Origin of the sequence: Streptomyces sp. NPDC060027 (assembly GCF_042737005.1) — a bacterium.
GTDB lineage: Bacteria > Actinomycetota > Actinomycetes > Streptomycetales > Streptomycetaceae > Streptomyces.
Genome location: NZ_JBHWVI010000018.1, coordinates 55,145 through 73,456, shown reverse-complemented (window position 1 = coordinate 73,456; position 18,312 = coordinate 55,145). Strand labels below are relative to the sequence as shown.

Genomic DNA, 18,312 nt, shown 5'->3' with positions numbered 1-18,312 from the left:
GGCGAATGGCGGCCCGGCGAGGGCGCGAAGGCGGCCCGGCGGCGGCGCGAAGGCGGGCCGCCGGCGGCGCGAAGGCGGGCCCAAAGGTGGCCCGGCGACGGCGTGAAGGTGGCGCCGTCCCGCCGGCCCGCCGGTCGTGCCGGGCCGTACGCGATGGCGCGTGTCTGAGCCGTCCGGTGCCGCACCTGTCGGGAGCGGCCGGACCGGCTCCGGGCAAGACGCGGCGTCGGCGGCGCACCCGCTCCACCGCGTGCAGCGGGCCGCCCGGCACGGTTTCGGATGCCGGGCTCGAACCCGTCTCAACTCCCTTGATTACAAGGTCTGTTGGAACGCGGACCTCATGAGCTACCGTCGGTAACACCTGCCGGTAACCCATCAGTAACACCATGGCGCCTCGGCACTCTGCGCACGTATCTCCCTTCCCTCCGGCACCTCTTGACGAAAGGCAGCCATGGAGAACTCCAGAGACAACTCCGCACCACGTCACGGGAACGACGCGGAGACGGGCGCCGGCATCACTCGCCGCCGCGCCCTCACCGTCACCGGCGGGGTGATCGCCGGAGCCGCGCTCGGCGCCCAGGCCTTTCCCGCCTTCGGTGCCGCGTCCGAGGACGCGGACGCGATCGTCGTCGGCCACGGGCTCGCCGGACTGGTCGCCACCGCCGAACTCGCCGCGGCCGGACGCAAGGTGCTCCTCCTCGACCAGGAACCGGAAGCCAGTCTGGGCGGTCAGGCGTTCTGGTCCTTCGGTGGACTCTTCTTCGTCGACTCCGACGAGCAGCGACTCATGGGGATCAAGGACTCCCGCGAACTCGCCTGGCAGGACTGGCTCGGCAGCGCCGGTTTCGACCGGGGCGTCGGTGACCCGGCGGGCCAGGACCACTGGGCGTACAAGTGGGCGGAGGCGTATGTGGACTTCGCCGCAGGGGAGAAGCGGTCGTGGCTGTCCGGGCTGGGCGTGCAGTGGTTCCCGATCGTCGGCTGGGCCGAGCGGGGCGGCGGGCTGGCGGACGGGCACGGCAACTCGGTGCCCCGCTTCCACGTCACCTGGGGCACCGGCCCGGCGGTGGTCGAGCCGTTCGAGAAGAAGGTGCGTGCCGCGGTGGCCGGGGGCAAGGTCACCTTCAAGTTCCGGCACCGGGTCGACGGGATCGTGACGACCGGCGGTGTCGTCACAGGCGTACGCGGCGCGGTGCTGGAACCCAGCGGCGCGGCCCGCGGAAAGCCCAGCTCCCGCACTGTCATCGGTGACTTCGAGCTGCGCGCCCCGGTCGTGGTCGTCACCTCCGGGGGCATCGGCGCCAACCATGACCTCGTACGGCAGAACTGGCCCGCCCGCCTCGGCACTCCGCCGAAGTCCATGATCACCGGGGTGCCCGCGCACGTGGACGGCCGGATGCTGGCGATCACCGAGAAGGCCGGCGGACGGATCGTGAACCCGGACCGGATGTGGCACTACACCGAGGGGCTGCGCAACTACGACCCGATCTGGCCCGGCCACGGTATCCGCATCCTGCCCGGCCCGTCGTCGATGTGGTTCGACGCCAGGGGCCGCCGCTTCGGCAGTCCCGACATCCCGGGCTACGACACCCTGCACACCCTCAAGTCGATCACGGACTCCGGCTACGACTACTCGTGGTTCGTCACCACGCAGAAGATCATCGCCAAGGAGTTCGCGCTCTCCGGGTCGGAACAGAACCCCGACCTCACCAACAAGGACGTATGGAAACTGCTCTCCCGGATCTGGCAGAGCCCGGAGCCGATAGAGAAGTTCAAGAAGAACGGCGTCGACTTCGTGGTCGCCACCACGCTCGCCGACCTCGTCACCGGGATGAACAAGCTCACCGGCGACAACCTCATCGACCGCGCCGATCTCCAGCGGCAGGTCGAAGCCCGTGACCGCGAGATGGACAACCCGTACACCAAGGACGTCCAGGTCATGGGGATCCGCAACGCGCTCGCCTATACCGGGGATTCGCTCAGCCGCACGGCTCCCGCCCACAAGATCCTGGATTCCGGTGCCGGGCCGCTCATCGCCGTACGACTCAACATCCTCACGCGCAAAACCCTCGGCGGGCTCCAGACCGACCTCTCGGGCCGCGTCCTGAACGCGTCCGGCAGCCCGGTCCCCGGCCTGTACGCGGCCGGCGAGGTCGCCGGGTTCGGCGGCGGCGGCGTTCACGGCTACCGCTCCCTGGAAGGCACCTTCCTGGGCGGCTGCCTGTTCTCCGGCCGGCAGGCAGGACGCGCGGCGGCGGCCGCCACCGCGACCTGACGGCGCGCGCCGGGGAGGACCGGGCAACCGGACCTCCCCGCCTGCGCGCACACCCGGCACGCTAGTCCGCTGTCACTCCCCAGTAGCCCATGTGCGTCGGCTCACCGTCCGTGTACAGCACCGTGCACCTGCCCTGCGCCCGATCGGGGAACTCCAATGGACCGGAGTCCAGGGCACCGTCCCACTCGGCGAAGGTCGGGCGTCCGTCAGGGGCGAAAGCCCGTATCTCGTCGTCGGTCAGGGGCCGCATGTACGGGCCGTCGTTGGAGTGGTCGGTGGCGTCGATCAGTTCGGGCTGGTCCAGAACCGTGCCCGTACCACCGGTGAAGATGTACTCGTGCCACTCAGGGTCCTGCCACAGTGCTTCCACCGTCCGGCCGGGGAAGCCGTGGTCGTCCTCGGACAGTTGCTCCTCCTGGGCCCGGCGGAACGCGGCCGCCAGGTCCGGCTCGTAGGGGCCCGTGTGTGTCCAGCAGTCGCCGCCCATGCGGTGCCTTTCCCCTCGACTCGTCGATCGTTCGGCGAGCAGCCTAGGAGACGGCACTGACAGTGGGCCGGACACCGCTCAGCTCATCCGACGCCACGGCCGAAGCGCGGGCCCAGCGCATGTGGACAGGGCGGCACGTCGACGGGAACTGCGCAGCACCGTCCATTGGCGGCATGGTCGGCGCGTGTCGGCCCGGAGACCGCCGTCGGGGACTCGGCGTTCACGAGACTGACCTCATGAGTGAAGAATCCGGACCCCCGCCGTCGGCGGAACGACGCGAACGCCAGCAGACCGTCGTCATGGCGACCCTCACCGTCCTGGCGGGCGCGGTCGACGCGGTCAGCTTCCTGACCATGGGGCATGTCTTCACCGCGCTGGCCACGGGCAACCTGCTCTTCCTGTCCTTCGCCGTCGCGGGCGAAGGACAGGTGCCGGTGGCGCGCCCCGCGATCGCCCTGATCGCCTTCGTCCTGGGGGCCGCGGCCGGAGCCCTGGCCACCAGCGGACTCGTCGCACGCCACCGGCACTGGTTCGCGGCCGCCCTGGCCGTGGAAGGGGTACTCCTGGCGCTCGCGGGTGCGACAGCGCTGTGGCGGAACGGTTCCGGCTCACTCGCCGACGACCCGGACAACCTGGTCATCGCCATGGTCGGCTTCGCCATGGGCCTGCGCGCGGACACCGCCCTGCGCGCCGCTGTTCCCGGCATGCCCACGCTGCTGGTCCAGGTGTCCCTGGTCCGCCTCATCCACGGCCTCACCGGGGCCATTCCCGCCACCCCGCAACGGGGGGCGGTCCGGGTGCGGCTCGTCGCGACCGTCGCCGGCATCTTCGCGGGCGGCGCACTCGGCACGCTCATCACGCCGTGGGGGACGGGGCACGCGCTGCTCGCCATCGCGGCCGCGGTCCTGATCGTCGCCGCACTCAACGTGCTCCTGGCGCGGTATCACCTGCTCGTGCCGGAGCTCATCGGCTGAACTCCCTTCCCGGACAGCCCCGCCCCGCGACGGTGCCACGCACCCGACGCGGGGCGGTTGCCGTTTCCACGGACGGAACCTAGCCGCGCCAGGGGCCCGTCACCGCGAACGTCGTCCCGGGCGTGTAGCAGTTCACGTACATCGTGCCGCCGTCCGGGGAGAAGGTGACGCCCGCGAACTCGCCCCATTCCGGAGCCTGTGGCGTGCCGATGTTCTGGGCGCCGCGCGCCAGGGCGTACACCTCTCCACGCCGTGTCACCCCGAAGACGTGCTGAGCGCCGTTGCCGTCCTCACAGACCATCAGGCCGCCACCCGGGGCGAGGCAGATGTTGTCGGGGGACTCGCCGGGGAGCTGGACGTCGGTGCCGGGGCCGAAGACGATCACGAGCGTGAGGCGGCGAGCCGACGGGTCGTACCGCCAGACCTGGCCGTAGTGGTCGGCCGAGGATCCGTCGGCGCTGCGGGCGAAGGAGGAGACGAAATACACGCAACCGCCGCCCCAGTAGCAGCCCTCCAGCTTCTGCCCGTGCGTGATGCCCTTCGGGCCGAAGTCCTGGAGACGGACCGGGGTTTGGGCCGCCAGGGGATCCGGGACATCCACCCACTCGATGCCATGGAAGGCCGTGCCGGTCTCCTGGACGGCGGAGAGGTCCGCCACGCCGGGGACGCGCATCGCCTGGAGCCGGCCGCCCGCGCGCAGTGAACCCGTCCCGCCCTGAGGTCTGTTGGGCAGGAAGCGGTAGAAGAGGCCGAAGGGCGACAGGAACGCGTCCTCGGTCTCGTACACCACTCCCCGCCCCGGGTCGACGGCGATCGCCTCGTGCTGGAAGCGCCCCAGGGCGGTGAGCGGAACGGCTCCGGTGCGGTGCGGGTCCACCGGGTCGACCTCGAAGATGAAGCCGTGGTCCTTGGTGTAGCCGTTGGTGCCGGCCCTGTCCTCGGTCTCCTCGCAGGTGAGCCAGGTGCCCCAAGGCGTGGGCCCACCGGCGCAGTTGACGGCCGTACCGGCGACGGCGACGCGTTCCGAGAGGACATTCCCCTGCCGGTCGAGCGCCAGGGACGTACAACCGCCCTTGCCCATCGGGTCGTAGGTGAGGCCCTCGACGGTCGGGACCGGGATCGCCGCGGTGACCCGGTTCTCGTGATTGCGGACCAGGTGGACGCGTCCGCGGCCGTCCCGGGAACGCCCCGCGAAGGCGGCCATGCCGTCGTGGTTGCTGGGCACCAGGCCCTCGCCGGAGCGGAGCCGGTCGCCCTCGCGCGAGAGGACGCGGTAGCGAAAGCCCTTCGGGAGGTCGAGCAGTCCCTTCGGGTCGGGGACCAGGGGGCCGTAGCCACGGTGGCCGAGGCTCTGCGCGGCGGCGGTGCCCGCGAACAGTTCGGAGAGATTTCCCGCGAACGCGAGGGAGCCGCCTAACGCCGCGGTCCGGGCGATCATCTGACGCCGCGTCGTGGACTGGCTGTTTTCGGGCATGGGACAACCCTCCTGCTGGCGGACAGGACTGTGACCCAGCTGTGTCTAGCACGCGGGGGAGTTCGCCGGAACCACGCACGCCGTACGTGTCACTCCTGTCGCTGGGGTTTCGCGCGGGAGGTGGCGCCGCTCCCGTGACCCGGTCCGGCGGGGAGCGCCGACTTCCCCGCGCGGCATCGGCGACTGCTGCCGCGATTGCGGAGATGGAGCCAGGGTGACATCATCTGTGCAGGTCACAGCCGTGCATCGGTTCACGGAGCACTGTTTCTGCCGAAGATCGACAGCGGCTATTCTCCGCGTATGTCCCCAACCGCTTCGCAGCGTCTACTAGGTGACGACCCGCGCACCGCCGAGGTGGCCGCCCGCGAGGTCGTCCCCCTTCCGTTCCGCAGGGCCGAGGCACTCCTCCGTACCCTTCGGCCCGGGGAGAGGGTGCTGGCCCTCTATCACCAAGGACTGGGATACGCCGCGCTCACCGAGCGCGCGCTCATTCTCCTGAACGGAGAGTCGCCCTCGCGCGTCGCGACGCCTCTGGTGATTCTGCGCCCCGCCTACGGCGGCGCGTCCCGCGTGGACGTGTCCGTGAACGGGCTGGCGATCACCCTGTGGGGGTCGCGGATCGACGGGTCAGGCGAACTCCTGCAGGGGACCGGACCGACGCTGTCCGGCTGGCCCGCCGCTGATCCGCGCCTGGCCGCGGTCGTCGCCGGCGAGCGGATCTCGTTGCCCGACGACCACAAGAAGGCGCTGCTCGCGGAGCTCGAACCGGGCGAATCCGTACGGTCTCTCTACCATTGCGGCTGGGGCTACGCCGCGCTCACCGGGAACGGACTCGTCCTTGTCCGCAACCTGATAGCGCCCAAGGCGAGCCGGGTGCCCGAACCGGTGGCCATCCTCCGCCGCGAGTCCGGCATCCTCGACTCCGCCGTGATCGTCGTCGGCGGCAAGGTGTACAAGCTTCACGGGTCCCGGCTCGACCCGAAGGGGGAACTCCTCGCCGCGTCGGGTGAACTCCTGCCTGCCGACTCCGCCCTGCGCCCCCGTGGCAGGGCACGTCTGGCGGCATGGGTCCGCAGACGCCCCGTCCTCGCCTCCCTGGTCGCGGCAGCGATGGTCTCCGCCGCCTGGAACGCGGGACACGAGACACCCGCCCGGGCCGGGGCCGACCACTCCGTCGTCGTGCCGGACTTCAAGGGAGCGGCCCTCACCTCGGCCGTCGCGGACGCACGACGCCAGTCTTGGCAGACGGTGACGACGGCCGATGCCTCCTCGTCCCTCCGCCCGGTGCCGGCCTCGGCGCCCGGCTGGCGGGTCTGCTTCCAGTCGCCCTCTCACGCCGAGAAGGTTCGGCCGTCCGCACGCGCGCTGACGCTCTACGCGGTCCCCGACAAGGAGGCGTGCCCGACGCGGCTGCTCGCCCCGCGACGGATCGTCATGCCGGACCTCGTCGGCGAGCGGTTCGACGAGGCCTCACGTCGCCTCGGTGACCTGGGCCTCGAGCACCCGGCCGCCTGGCACGCCCACACGGGGCAGCGCATGGACGGAGGATCGCCCGACGTGGACGACTGGCGGGTGTGCCGCCAGCAGCCGGAACCCGACCGCGAGGTTTCGCTGCCCACCCGGCCCGGCCTCTGGCTGATCGGTCCCGGAGTTCCGTGCACCAAGCCCAGCCCGAAGCCCACGCCGAAGCCCGAACCCAAACCCAAACCGAAGCCGAAGCCCGTCCCGGAGCCGAAACCGCAGCCGCGCACCGGGGGCACGAGCGGCTCCACCTCCACAGGTGGCACGTCGGGTGGCACGTCGGGTGGTTCGTCAGGTGGCTCGTCCGCAGGTGGCACCAGCGGTGGCGGTTCCACGGGCGGCTCGTCCGGGACCTCGGGCGGAACCACCGGCGGCACCGGTGCTCAGTCCGGCATCCGGTTCGGGCAGTACTGCTCTCCCGTGGGCGCCGTGGCGACCACTGCCGACGGGCGACCCGCGAAGTGCTTCATGGGCAGGGACGGCCGGGCTCGATGGGGCTACAACTCCGGCTGACGCGGGCCGCCCCGTGCGGGAGCCCTCGATGTTGGACATGTGGGTGTCGGCGCGGAGCCGTCCCCGGCACCGTTGCCCGACCGGCAGCCCGACGCTGAGCGCAGCCGGTCCGGCTGACGGGGCGCGAGAACAGGATTCCCGGGTGTCAACGCCCACGATGCCTGGCCCGCTCCGTCAGCGCCTTTGCCATGGTGGGCAGTTCCTCGTGCACCAGGCGCCCCAGCAGCGCGCCGTCGAAGACGACGACGCCCACTCCGACCAGCCAGGACTGGACGACCAGGACGGTGCCGAAAGGACCGTAGGTGACAGCGCTGGACGCGATCAGCGGTGAGAAGACGAGACGCGAGAAGACCCGAAGTCCGAGCAGCCCGAGCGCCGTCAGGGCCGCGCCGGGCAGCAGGGCGCGCGGGGCGATCCGTCCGCCGAGCAGCATCCACTGCGACCACCAGAAGAACAGGACGGCGCTCAGGGTCGCGGTCAGTGTTCCGGCGTCCGAGTGGCGCCACAGTGTGGTCGTCGCGGTCACGTAGAGGGTCCCGATGAGAACGCCGAGCCACAGCACCTGCCGCCATCTCGCGTACCAGCGGGCCGGAGGCAGGTCCCAGACCTTCTCGTAGCCGGTCTGTACCGCCGCCCCGAAGCTGATGCCGAAGACGGCGAGCGCGGCGAGGCCGAAAGCGGTCGTGGTCTGCAGAACCTGACCGGGCCGCGCGAACAACTGCGCGACCTGCCGCCTGGCGTCCCGCGACACGCCGAGTCCGTCCCCCAGCCACTGGGCGAACCCCCGCCCGTGCGCAGGGTCGGCGGCGGAGACGACGATCAGGAGGGGTACCAGCGTGAGGAAGCCGAGCGCCGCGAAGCCGAGCGACCTCTGCCCCAGCTCGATCTCCTTGCTCCGCCGCCATCCCCGGCCGACTGGGGAATCGCGCAGCACGCGGCACAGCCGTACCCGCGCAGGCGGGCGGTCCTGGGGGTCGGCGGCAGGGGGAGCCTTCTTCGGCATGCACGTCGACTATCACAGATGGCGACGTGACCAACAGCCTTGCGAGTGGGCCATATCGTCGACGTCCCCGGCGAGGGCCCGGGCGACCCCGGCCGGACGTCGGGTCCGGCCGGGGCGAGGTGGAGCGAGCGAGGTGCGGTCAGCCCAGGGCGAACTTCTGGGCGGCGGATCCGTTGCAGTCCCAGATCCGCAGCCGGGTGCCGTTGGCGGTGGCGCCGTCGGGGGCGTCCAGGCAGCGCCCCGACTGGGGGTTGCGCAGGGAACCGTCGGCCTGTTGCTCCCAGATCTGGCCCCCGGCACCGTTGCAGTCCCAGAGCTCGACCTGCGTGCCGTTCGCGGTGCCGTTGCCGTTGATGTCGAGGCAGCGGCCCAGCGTGTGCAGCCGGCCGTCGGTGCTGCGGAACCAGTGCTGGTCGACCGCGTACGACTGACAGGCCCACAGCTGTACGGCGGTGGCGTTGGACCCGTTGTCGTCCCCGGCCACGTCGGCGCAGGTGCCGCCCGGACCTATGACGGGCGCCCCCGCGTTGACGGCGAACTTCTGGGCGGTGGATCCGTTGCAGTCCCAGATCCGCAGGCGGGTGCCGTTGGCGGTGGCGCCGTCGGGGGAGTCCAGGCAGCGACCCGACTGCGGGTTGAACAGCGAGCCGTCGGCGCGCTGCACCCACTTCTGGCCTCCCACCCCGTTGCAGTCCCACAGTTCGACCTGGGTGCCGTTGGCGGTGCCGTTGCCGATGATGTCCAGGCAGCGGCCGATGGTGACGAGGGACCCGTTGGCGTTGTGCGTCCAGTGCTGGTCCTCGGCGTAGGACTGGCAGTTCCACAGGCCGACGGCGGCGCCGTTGACCCCGGTGTCGTCGGCGGTGACGTCGACGCACTGGTTCCCGGGGCCGGTGACGGTGGCTTGCGGGCCGTTCGGGACGTTGGTCTGGCCCGAGTAGCCGACCGAGACGATGTTGGCCTGTACGGCGTTCTCGGCGGCGTCGGTGGGATAGCCCGACACCATGGCGCCCTCGAAGAACGTCCCCATGTTCCAGTTGCTGTTGTCGCCGCCGGTGCCCAGGATGATGCCGCCCTCCTGGTGCATCGGCCGGTAGCCGCCCCGCGAGGGCAGCGCGCCGTCCCACCAGGTCGTCAGGCCGCCCGACTGCGCGTTGCCTCCCTTCAACGCGTAGGTGGTCTGCCCGTTGTTCTTGAGGACGGCCGTCACGTACGTGCTGTTGTTGCCCTTGTTCGCGGTGTTGGAGCCGTTGTCGCCCTGGAACATGCCGTTCTCCAGGTCGGCTTCGATCCAGGGGCCGGAGCCGCTGCAGGGAGCGAAGTAGCAGGTGGTGGCGATGGACACGGCGTCCATGTGGCCGTTGCCGGTGTCGGCCGGTGTGGCCTCCGCGTTGCCGTAGTCGAAGCAGCAGGCGGAGCCGACGTGGGTGCCGCTGGCGACCATGTAGACGCCTTCCGGACCGCCGTTCACGGCGACACCGGACGCGGCACCGTGCGAGCGGTACCCGACGCCGGGCGAGACCCAGATCCCGTACACCTTGTGGCCGCCCGCCGTGACCGACAGCTCACCGGCGTCCGCGCCTCGGTCGGCACCCATTCCGGCCGTGCCGGCCGGCCCGAGGAACAGGTCGTTGTGGCGGGACGTCTGGTCGTACACCTTGGAGATGCTGCACGTGCTGTTCGCGCAGAAGGTGTCCTGCCCGGCGGCGTTCGCGTAGCCGCCGGCCGACAGCGGTCCGATGTCGGTGGTCGCTCCGTCGGAGGCGCGGGTGACTTGGTAGAGCGGGCCGTTGTACGCCGAGAACAGGGCACGTGTCGTGCTGTGGGCGGCGACGCAGGGGGTGCCCGCGCCCGCGTAGATGTCGCAGGGCTGTGATCCGGCGGCCTGGGCGACACCGGTCAGGCCGCCCAGGACGGTGACCAGGAGGCCGAGAACGGCGGCGACGGACAGCAGGGCGCGACGCGGTCGGCGTGGTCGGGGAACCGGCCCGGACGCCGGAGACGGGAAGAGACGCGAGGAGGCAGATCTTCTTCTGCGCATATGTGCTCCCAAGTGGAGGATGGAGCTACAACTCGCCCTCGGGGCAGCCGAGTTCAGGCTGCCTGACGACTGTGACGGAAGTTACGCGCGCTGGTTGATTGCGTCAATATTTGTTGCTTTTCTTTTTGGTCCGGCCTTCTCTGTGTCCGAACGTGTGGCTTTGGGGCGGCCGGTGGCGGTGCGGTGCCCCGTCGCGCCGCAACCTCCTTGCGGGGCAGGGGTGTCGGTGCCGGTGTGGGCATCTGCGGTGGTGCCGCCGGGTGTCACCGGTCGCGGTCGAGCCCCGTGTCCGGAGCCGGGCGGATGCGCGGTGACCGGATCGTCCCGTTCCGTGTCGAGATCCTGGCGGTCGTCGTGAACGGCGGCGGGCCATCGGAAATTGAAAAGACTACGACGGCCGAAAAGCGTCCATGGCGGCCCACCGGAGTTCTTTGGACCTGCTCCGCTGTGAAACATTCGGCAGAGGTCGAGCAACACCCTTGGAGGGGAAACACGTTGTCGCCCACCACGGGATCCGAAAACCGGTCCCTGAACATCCTCACGCCATCCAGTGACGAATCCCTGACCGCCGAATGGGCCGGTGGAAAAGGGAAGAACCTGCACGCCCTGACCGCTTCCGGATTTCAAGTACCGCGCTGGTCGATCCTCGGGCTGGACGTATTCGCGGAATTCTGCCGCGGGAGCGGACTGGACGACCACCTGGCGCGGCTGCTCGCGGACGGCTGGGAGTCCGACGCCCGGCAGGTCGCCGCGGAGATCGGCCACCTGATCGAGGCCGCGCCGCTCGACGGCCGCGTCGTCGATGCCATCGGACTGGCCTACGGGCTGGCCGGCGGCGGCGCGGTGGCCGTCCGCTCGTCCGGCGCTCAGGAGGACGGCGCACAGCACTCCTTCGCCGGCCAGTTCGACAGTTTCCTCAACGTCCGCGGACTCGACGAGGTCATCGCAAACGTCCGCCGCTGCTGGGCCTCCGGATTCTCCGAACGCTCCCTGCGCTACCGCGCGCAGCGCCGACTGCCGCCCGACGCCGGTGGCGTCGCCGTCGTCGTCCAGCGCATGGTGGCCGCCGAGCGCAGCGGGGTGCTGTTCACCGCCGACCCGATGACCGGCCGCACCGACCGGCATGTGGTGAGCGCCGTCCACGGACTGGGGGAGGGGCTGGTCTCCGGCGCGGTCGACGCCGACACCGTCGTCCTCGACGCCACCACCGGCGAGCCGCTGACCACGGTGATCGGCGACAAGCAGGAGCGCTACGACGCCGGAGCGGGACCCGGCTGCGAGGTGTCACCCGTCGCCGACGAGGACCGCGCCGCGATGTGCCTGTCCGCCGCCGAACTGGCCCGGCTGCACGAGGCCGGTGCCCGTGTCACCGCGCACTACGGTGCCCCCCAGGACATCGAGTGGGCCATCGCCGACGACACCCTGTGGATCCTGCAGAGCCGCCCGGTCACCACCCTCGCCCCGGCCGCCGACCCCGCGGCGGCGGCCGTCGGGGACCTGCGGATCTGGGACAACTCCAACATCATCGAGAGCTTCAGCGGCGTCGTGTCCCCGCTCACCTACAGCTTCGCCGCCGACACCTACGCGAAGGTATACGACAGCTATGCCCGCGCCCTGGGCGTCCGGGGCGAGCAACTGCGCGAGGTGCAGGAGTGGACCCCGCACCTGCTGGGCTATGTCCACGGACGGGTCTACTACAACCTGTTCCACTGGTACCGCATGGTGCGCCTGGCCCCGCTGTACCCGCTCAACCGGCGCGTCCTGGAGAAATCCCTCGGCGTCGCGGAGAGCATTTCCGACGAGGTCGCCGACACGCTCCATCCGTTCACGCCCCGGCCCGGGATACGTGGCCGGTTCTCGCGACTCACCCGCACGCTGATCTTCGTCGGGCGATTCCTCACCATCCGGAAATCCATTGAGATGTTTCACCGAGATTTCTATCGGGCGTACGCGGTATTCAACAATGTCGACTACGAAGCGCTGACCGGCGACGAGACGTACCGCCGTTTCCGGCGACTGCAGCGGGAACTCATCGAGAAATGGGGCCCGATGCAGACCCTGGACGCGACGATCCTGCTCTCCGTGGGACTGCTGGCCCTGCTCACCCGCCGATGGCTTCCGGCGGCGCCCGAGTGGTTCACCTGGGCCGCGGCGGCGCCCGGCGGCGTCGTGGAGTCCGCCGAACCGGTCTGGGCACTGCGCGAGTTGGCCTCCCGGGCGCGCGCCGACGCCGAGATCCTGCGGCTGCTGGAACACACCCCCGATTCCGAGGCCCACCGGGCGCTGCGCGACGCGGGCCACACCCGGTTCCTGGCGGCCGTCGACGCGTACATCGCCGACTACGGCTACCGCAGCCCCGACGAACTCAAACTGGAGATCCCCGACCTGCACGAGAACCCGGCAGGGCTGTTCACCCTGCTGCGCGACGCGCTGCCGGACACCGCCACCGCCACCGCCACCGGCGGCGGCCAGGCCGACCGTGGCGGCGAGGCCGACGCCTACCTCGACGAGCATCTGCGCGGCCCCCGGCGCCTGCTGTACGAGCGGGTGCGGGGAAAGGCCAGAGCGGCGCTCGCCGACCGGGAACGCCTGAGGTTCTGCCGCACCCGCGCCTTCGGGGCGGCCAAGCGCATGCTGCGCGCCCTCGGCCGCGATCTGCGGCGCGCCGGCGCCATCGACGCCTGGGACGACGTGTTCCTGCTGCGCATCGAGGAGATCCGGGGCGCCTACGAGGGCATGATCGCCCACACCGAACTGCGGGACCTGGTCGCGCTGCGCCGCGGGCGACTCGCCGCCGACGCAGCGCTGCACGCCCCGTCCCGCTTCACCACCCGCGGGGCCCCGTACTGGTCGGGCAACCTGGAGCGGGCCGGCTGGACCAGCGGCCCGGCCGCCCGCACCGGCGCCCGCGAACTGCGCGGCGTCCCCTGCTGCACAGGCGTCGCCGAAGGGCCCGCGGCGGTCACTGACACCCCACGTGACATCGGCGGCGGCATCCTGGTCACCTACCGAACCGACCCGGGATGGGTGACCGCGCTGCCCTCGGCCGCCGCCCTCGTCATCGAACGCGGCAGCCCGCTCACCCATGTGGCCGTCGTGGCACGGGAGTTGGGCATTCCGACCGTGGTGCAGGTCAAGGGAGCCACCACCGAGATCCGCACCGGCACCCGGCTGCGGGTCGACGGCGCCGCCGGGACGGTCACCGTACTCGCCGACCCTCCCGGCGACAGCACGACCGCCGCCGAGGAAAGCCCCCGAACGGAGACACATCAGTGATCCTCACCGAGGACCGACTGCAGGACCTGCTCGACAAGTCCCTCGCCGAACTGCCCCACGGCACCGAGTGGGCCGTGACCCTGGAGGGCTCCATCGCGGAAGGATTCGGCAACCCCTCCTCCGACATCGACTTCCTGCTCGTGGGCCGCTCCGACGACGACCTGCCGACCATGCCGTCGCTGCTGTTCGTGGACGGCCGACGGGTGGAGATCCGCACCCGCTCGGTGCGCCAACTCGCCGACCAGCTGCGCACGGTGGAGGAAGGCGCCGAACGGCCCGGCCGGCTCTCCGAGGACCTCCTCAACCGCTGCCAGCGGGTGCTGCACAGCCACCCGCTGCGCGGCCACGCCCTGGTCGAGGAGGTGAAGGCGATGCTGCCCGTCGAGCGGTTCCGCCGGATAACCGCCGACTGGTGGGCGCACCGGGCCCACCAGTCCCTGCGGCACGCGACGGCGCTGCTGTGCCTCGGCGCGAGCGACGAGGCCGTCGACTGGACCCGCGCCGGACTCGTCCAGACCGTCAAGTCCTGGGCGGCCGGCCTGGGCGAGACCTATCTCGAACCCAAATGGCTCTCCATGCAACTGGACCGGACCGGCCGGACCGACATACGCGACCGCTACTGGGAACTGGAGACCACCGTTCCCCGGCCCGGCGACACCGACGCCGCCCAGGACCACCTGACCGCCTGCCTCGCCTTCGCCGAGGACCTCGGACTCACCGGCGTCCCCCGACGGCCCGAGCGGCTCACCGTCGAACGCGTGGCGGGGGTGACCACCTGGCAGACCGGCGAACGCGTCCACGTCATCCGCGGCCGGCGCGACGTGTTCGCCCTGGGCGACGACGCCGGAGCCGTCTGGCGCTCCCTCGTCCTGGGCCGGCCGCTGCCCCGCGTACAGGCCATGGCCGCCGACACCGGCGTCGCCGACCCCGGCCCGCTGCTGGCCGCCTTCCTGCGCTACGGGCTGATCCGCCTCGCCTGGAAGGGCGGCGGCACCATCACCCCCGCGCTGCCGCTCGCCGCCCCGCCCGGCCCCGTGACCCCGCCGCCGTCCACCGCGCAGCCGCTGCTGTCGGTGCGCGGCGCGGCCGTCGGCGGACCTCGCGCCATCGACCTCATGCCCCTGCCCGCCGACCGGTTCGCCGCCGCCGCCATGGCCCTCGTGTGGTCCAACGTGGTCGTCGAGAACGCCGTCGAGGATGTGACCGGCGCCCTGCGGCGCGGACAGTGGCGGGTCGCCGAACTCACCGCGCGACGCGCCGTGCACGCCGCGCTGCGCGGACTGTTCAGCGCCCACGGGGTCCACCCGCTGCCCGCCGACTCCGACCTCGTACGCCGCACGGACCTGCTTCCCCCCGGCACCGCGCCGATCGGGGCGCACGCCGGAGAACTGCTGCGGCGCGGCGTGGACTCGGCGGAGGACGGCGACGCGCTCCTCGCGGAGCTGCGCTCCTACATCGCCCTGGTGCGCGGCGCCGTGGGCGCCGACTCCTTCCCGCTCTCCTTCGACTCCGCGGACACCTGGCGGGCGACCCTGCAACTCGGCCACGACTGGCTGCGCGTCGGCGCCCATCTCGGCGCGGAGCTGCCCATCGAAGAGGCCCGCGACCTGCTGGCCGGCCAGGGAGCCCAGCCCCACCAGGCCCTGTGACACCACCAGGCCCCTACCGCACCCCGTCCGATGTTCCCCTCGGAGGTTCCATCGATGTCCGATCCGATGACGTTCCTGGTGACCGGCGCCAGCGGTTTCGTGGGCGCGGAGGTGACCGCCCGGCTCACCGCCGCGGGCCACACCGTGCTGGCGCTGCTCCACCGCAACGGCGACCTCGTCCGCAACAACGGCAGGAAGCTCACCCCCGGACCGGGCACCCTGACCCGGCTCACCGGCGACATCACCCGCCCCGGCCTCGCCCTGACCGACGCCGACCGGCGGCTCGCCGCCACGGCCGACCGGATCGTGCACTGCGCCGCCGTCACCGACTTCGGACTCCCTCAGGACCGGTACGACCGCATCAACGTCGAGGGCACCCGGAACCTCCTCGCCCTCGCCCTGACGGGCCGCACCCCCCTGGTGCACGTCAGCACCGCCTACGTGTCCGGGGAGCGTGACGGCACCGCCCGCGAGGACGCACTCGACCTCGGCCAACGTCCCGGCAACGGCTACGAGAAGAGCAAACTGGCCGGGGAGACCCTGGTCCGCAAGGCCGCGGCGGACGGCCTGCCCGTGACCGTGGTGCGCCCCACCGTCGTCACCGGCGCCACCCGCACCGGCCGCGTCCGCGACCTCAAGACCATCTATCCCGTGCTCCGGGTCCTCACCAGAGGTCTGGTGCGTACCGTGCCCGGCCACTACGACGCCGTCCTCGACCTCGTTCCGGTGGACCGCGTCGCCGACCTGGTGACCGAGGCCGCCACCCGTTTCCAGGAGGCCGAGGGCCACACCCTGCACGCCGTCGGCCACGAGCTGACCCTGCGGGACATGTCCGACGTCCTCGCCGAGTACCCGTCCTTCCACGTGCCGAGGTTCGTCCCCCCGTCCGCGTTCTCCGCCGCGGCCCTGCCCGACCGCGAACGCCCCTACTACGACCGGGTCGTGTCCCTGTACGCCACCTACTTCCGGCGGCGTGTCCACTTCGACGACACACACGCCGCGGTGTTCAGCCGCCGTCCGGCTCCCTCCGGCGGACGGCCCTACCTGCGCCGCCTCCTCGACCACTGCCTCGCGACCGGCTACCTCGGCCCGGCCCCGCGCAAGGAGCCGGCCGCCGCCCGACCCGACGGGAGCACCCACCGATGACCGCCACGCACCTCGCCGAGCCCCCGCACGGCATACCCGTCTCGCCCCTACTGACATGCCACCCCGACAAGCGACTGCTGTACGGCGCCGACACCTACTACCAGGAGAGCCACGGACAACTCGCCGCCCTCACCGACGACATCACCGGCTTCGCCCACCGGCACGCCGCGCTGCTGCTGAAGCCGGACGCCGTCGTTGCCCGCAGGCTGGACGCGGCCGTGGACTGGCTGTCCGGGCAGGGCTACAGGATCGTCGGCGCGGCGGTCACCCGGCTGACCCGCACCATGATCCGCTCCCTGTGGTACTTCCAGTGGAACCTCGCCACCCCCTACCGCAGGCGGCTGGCCGCGCTCTTCCTCGAGGACGCCGACGCCCTCGTCCTGCTCGTCCGCCCCGAACACGACCTGGACATCCCCGCCTCGGTCGAGCTCACCCGGCTCAAGGGGCCCACCGACCCGGACGCCCGCCGCCCCGGCCAGCTGCGGCACCTCCTCGGTCGCTACAGCTACCTGCTGAACCTGGCGCACACCCCCGACGAACCCGCCGACGTCCTGCGTGAGTTGGCCGTCCACTTCGACGACGCCGCACGCGACCGCCTGTTCCGCTCCGCCCTCGCCGACGAGGACCGCACCGCGGACGCCCTGGAGCTGGCCGGCCGGCTGTACGCCGCCACCAAGCCCCGGGACCTCGACTTCGACCCCGCCGTCGCACGGCTGCGCGACACCGTGGCCCGGCAGCGGGGCGCCGACCCCGCGGCCACCCCGCGCATGCTCCTGGAGACCGCGTGGGCGCGGGGGATCGACCTCGATCCGTGGGACGCCGTCATCGTCGGATCCACGGTGCTCCCCATGCGGGAGCCCGGCCGCGCACCCGTACTCGACGGGGCGGACGCGGGCACCTGGCGCCGCCACCTGGACACCGTCCGCGCCACCCCGAACTGAGGAGCGGCCCATGCAGTTCACCCGGATACTCCCCAAGGAACTGGTGCACCGCTCCGCGGCCGACGAGGTCTTCCTGACCGACGCGGAGCGCCACAGCGAGGACGAGATGCGGTTCGCCGCGCGCTTCCCCCGCCGCCACGCCTTCTACGACGACACACTCGGCCCGCGTACCCACCACGACCCCTTCCTGCTGCTGGAGGCGTGCAGGCAGGGCATCTTCGTGGTGGCCCACCGCTACCTCGACGTCCCCCTGGGGCGGAAGTTCCTTTTGCGATCGGTCGAGTTCGCGGTGCCGGACCCGGCGGCCCTCGTCCGCGGCGACCGGTCCACCGAGGCGGTCATCACCACGCGGGTCGAGCACCGGTTCCGTATCCGAACCGGAGTGACCGGCCTGCGGCTGCGCTTCGCCCTGACCATCGGAGCACGCGAGGCCCTGCTCGCGCGCATCAACTACTCCTGGATGCCCCCGGAGGACTGGACGCGTCTGCGGGCCGGACAGCGCGGCGCGCTCGGCCTGCCCGCTGTGCCCGTCGCTCTGCGCGGACCGCGCGTCGACCCCGCCCTGGTCGGACGGCATGCCCCGGCCAACACGGTCATCTCCCCGCCGCGCGTCGCGAGCGACGGCACCCACACGGCACACCTGGTCGCCGAGACCACGCACCCGACCCTCTACGACCACTGGGTGGACCACGTCCCCGGCATGCTCGAACTGGAGGCCTTCCGCCAGCTCGCCCTGCCCGCGGCCGTCGCCGCGGGCCGCGTCCGCACCTCCTCGGCCCTGCCGGTCGCCCTGGCCGCCCGGTTCCGCTGCTTCGCCGAGATGGACCTGCCGCTGGAGTGCCGGACCGCTCCGGTCCTGCCCGGCGCCGACATCGAGTGCGCTCTGCGCCAGCCCGGCGCCGTGGCCGCCGAAGCCCGTATCAGGCTCGCCGACCCGGACACGGCCGGACTGGCGTGTGCCTTCGCCGGGCCGGCGGCCCACGATGCCGCGTGAGCCCCGCCCCGACTCCCC

At 71.8% G+C, this 18,312-nt stretch carries 12 protein-coding genes; 8 read left to right on the top strand and 4 right to left on the bottom strand.

Annotated elements, in window-relative coordinates; translation table 11 throughout:
- The first annotated feature begins 451 nt into the window (after positions 1 to 451).
- The gene (locus ACFWBT_RS07470; protein ID WP_385697059.1) at positions 452 to 2,275 is read left to right on the top strand and encodes an FAD-binding dehydrogenase; all 1,824 of its coding nucleotides are present in this window, start codon (positions 452 to 454) and stop codon (positions 2,273 to 2,275) included.
- Between the two features lie 61 nt (positions 2,276 to 2,336).
- On the opposite strand, the gene ACFWBT_RS07465 is transcribed toward ACFWBT_RS07470, so the two are convergent.
- Positions 2,337 to 2,762 (bottom strand): hypothetical protein, encoded by a 426-nt coding sequence (locus ACFWBT_RS07465; protein ID WP_385697057.1) that lies wholly within the window; start codon positions 2,760 to 2,762, stop codon positions 2,337 to 2,339.
- Positions 2,763 to 2,998: 236 nt separating this feature from the next.
- Here ACFWBT_RS07465 and ACFWBT_RS07460 point away from each other — a divergent pair, with 236 nt between their 5' ends.
- Positions 2,999 to 3,736, top strand: a complete 738-nt coding sequence (locus tag ACFWBT_RS07460) for a YoaK family protein (RefSeq protein WP_385697055.1) — start codon at positions 2,999 to 3,001, stop codon at positions 3,734 to 3,736.
- Between the two features lie 79 nt (positions 3,737 to 3,815).
- Here ACFWBT_RS07460 and ACFWBT_RS07455 read toward each other — a convergent pair whose 3' ends face one another.
- Positions 3,816 to 5,210, bottom strand: a complete 1,395-nt coding sequence (locus tag ACFWBT_RS07455; RefSeq protein ID WP_385697053.1) for a PhoX family protein — start codon at positions 5,208 to 5,210, stop codon at positions 3,816 to 3,818.
- A 300-nt stretch (positions 5,211 to 5,510) separates the two neighbouring features.
- Here ACFWBT_RS07455 and ACFWBT_RS07450 point away from each other — a divergent pair, with 300 nt between their 5' ends.
- Complete coding sequence (locus ACFWBT_RS07450; protein WP_385697051.1) at positions 5,511 to 7,244, top strand: hypothetical protein; 1,734 nt, start codon at positions 5,511 to 5,513, stop codon at positions 7,242 to 7,244.
- A 145-nt stretch (positions 7,245 to 7,389) separates the two neighbouring features.
- Here ACFWBT_RS07450 and ACFWBT_RS07445 read toward each other — a convergent pair whose 3' ends face one another.
- The gene (locus ACFWBT_RS07445; RefSeq protein ID WP_385697049.1) at positions 7,390 to 8,247 is read right to left on the bottom strand and encodes a ribonuclease BN; all 858 of its coding nucleotides are present in this window, start codon (positions 8,245 to 8,247) and stop codon (positions 7,390 to 7,392) included.
- A gap of 139 nt (positions 8,248 to 8,386) precedes the next feature.
- Positions 8,387 to 10,288 (bottom strand): arabinofuranosidase catalytic domain-containing protein, encoded by a 1,902-nt coding sequence (locus ACFWBT_RS07440; RefSeq protein ID WP_385697047.1) that lies wholly within the window; start codon positions 10,286 to 10,288, stop codon positions 8,387 to 8,389.
- Positions 10,289 to 10,783: 495 nt separating this feature from the next.
- On the opposite strand from ACFWBT_RS07440, the gene ACFWBT_RS07435 reads away from it, so the two are divergent.
- From ACFWBT_RS07435 to ACFWBT_RS07415, 5 genes are read left to right on the top strand one after another with little or no spacing between them, the layout of a single operon-like run.
- Entirely contained in the window at positions 10,784 to 13,564 is a 2,781-nt protein-coding gene (locus ACFWBT_RS07435; RefSeq protein WP_385697045.1) for a phosphoenolpyruvate synthase, read from the top strand.
- Complete coding sequence (locus ACFWBT_RS07430; protein ID WP_385697044.1) at positions 13,561 to 15,213, top strand: hypothetical protein; 1,653 nt, start codon at positions 13,561 to 13,563, stop codon at positions 15,211 to 15,213. The genes ACFWBT_RS07435 and ACFWBT_RS07430 overlap by 4 nt, the downstream gene beginning before the upstream one ends.
- 54 nt (positions 15,214 to 15,267) lie before the next feature.
- A complete protein-coding gene (locus tag ACFWBT_RS07425) occupies positions 15,268 to 16,359 on the top strand; it encodes an SDR family oxidoreductase (protein WP_385697042.1) in 1,092 nt (363 codons plus the stop codon).
- Complete coding sequence (locus tag ACFWBT_RS07420; protein ID WP_385697040.1) at positions 16,356 to 17,300, top strand: nucleoside-diphosphate kinase; 945 nt, start codon at positions 16,356 to 16,358, stop codon at positions 17,298 to 17,300. The genes ACFWBT_RS07425 and ACFWBT_RS07420 overlap by 4 nt, the downstream gene beginning before the upstream one ends.
- A 10-nt stretch (positions 17,301 to 17,310) precedes the next feature.
- Positions 17,311 to 18,294 carry a ScbA/BarX family gamma-butyrolactone biosynthesis protein gene (locus ACFWBT_RS07415; protein WP_385697039.1) on the top strand — a complete coding sequence of 328 codons (984 nt, stop codon included), beginning with the start codon at positions 17,311 to 17,313 and terminating at the stop codon, positions 18,292 to 18,294.
- The last annotated feature ends 18 nt before the right edge of the window (positions 18,295 to 18,312 follow it).

What these genes read in the sequence shown, in the direction of transcription:
- ACFWBT_RS07455 (WP_385697053.1), bottom strand. Translation starts at nt 5,210, where the DNA reads ATGCCCGAAAACAGCCAGTCCACGACGCGGCGTCAGATGATCGCCCGG.
- ACFWBT_RS07420 (WP_385697040.1), top strand. Translation starts at nt 16,356, where the DNA reads ATGACCGCCACGCACCTCGCCGAGCCCCCGCACGGCATACCCGTCTCG.
- ACFWBT_RS07470 (WP_385697059.1), top strand. Translation starts at nt 452, where the DNA reads ATGGAGAACTCCAGAGACAACTCCGCACCACGTCACGGGAACGACGCG.
- ACFWBT_RS07425 (WP_385697042.1), top strand. Translation starts at nt 15,268, where the DNA reads ATGTCCGATCCGATGACGTTCCTGGTGACCGGCGCCAGCGGTTTCGTG.
- ACFWBT_RS07445 (WP_385697049.1), bottom strand. Translation starts at nt 8,247, where the DNA reads ATGCCGAAGAAGGCTCCCCCTGCCGCCGACCCCCAGGACCGCCCGCCT.
- ACFWBT_RS07415 (WP_385697039.1), top strand. Translation starts at nt 17,311, where the DNA reads ATGCAGTTCACCCGGATACTCCCCAAGGAACTGGTGCACCGCTCCGCG.
- ACFWBT_RS07460 (WP_385697055.1), top strand. Translation starts at nt 2,999, where the DNA reads ATGAGTGAAGAATCCGGACCCCCGCCGTCGGCGGAACGACGCGAACGC.
- ACFWBT_RS07450 (WP_385697051.1), top strand. Translation starts at nt 5,511, where the DNA reads ATGTCCCCAACCGCTTCGCAGCGTCTACTAGGTGACGACCCGCGCACC.
- ACFWBT_RS07440 (WP_385697047.1), bottom strand. Translation starts at nt 10,288, where the DNA reads ATGCGCAGAAGAAGATCTGCCTCCTCGCGTCTCTTCCCGTCTCCGGCG.
- ACFWBT_RS07465 (WP_385697057.1), bottom strand. Translation starts at nt 2,762, where the DNA reads ATGGGCGGCGACTGCTGGACACACACGGGCCCCTACGAGCCGGACCTG.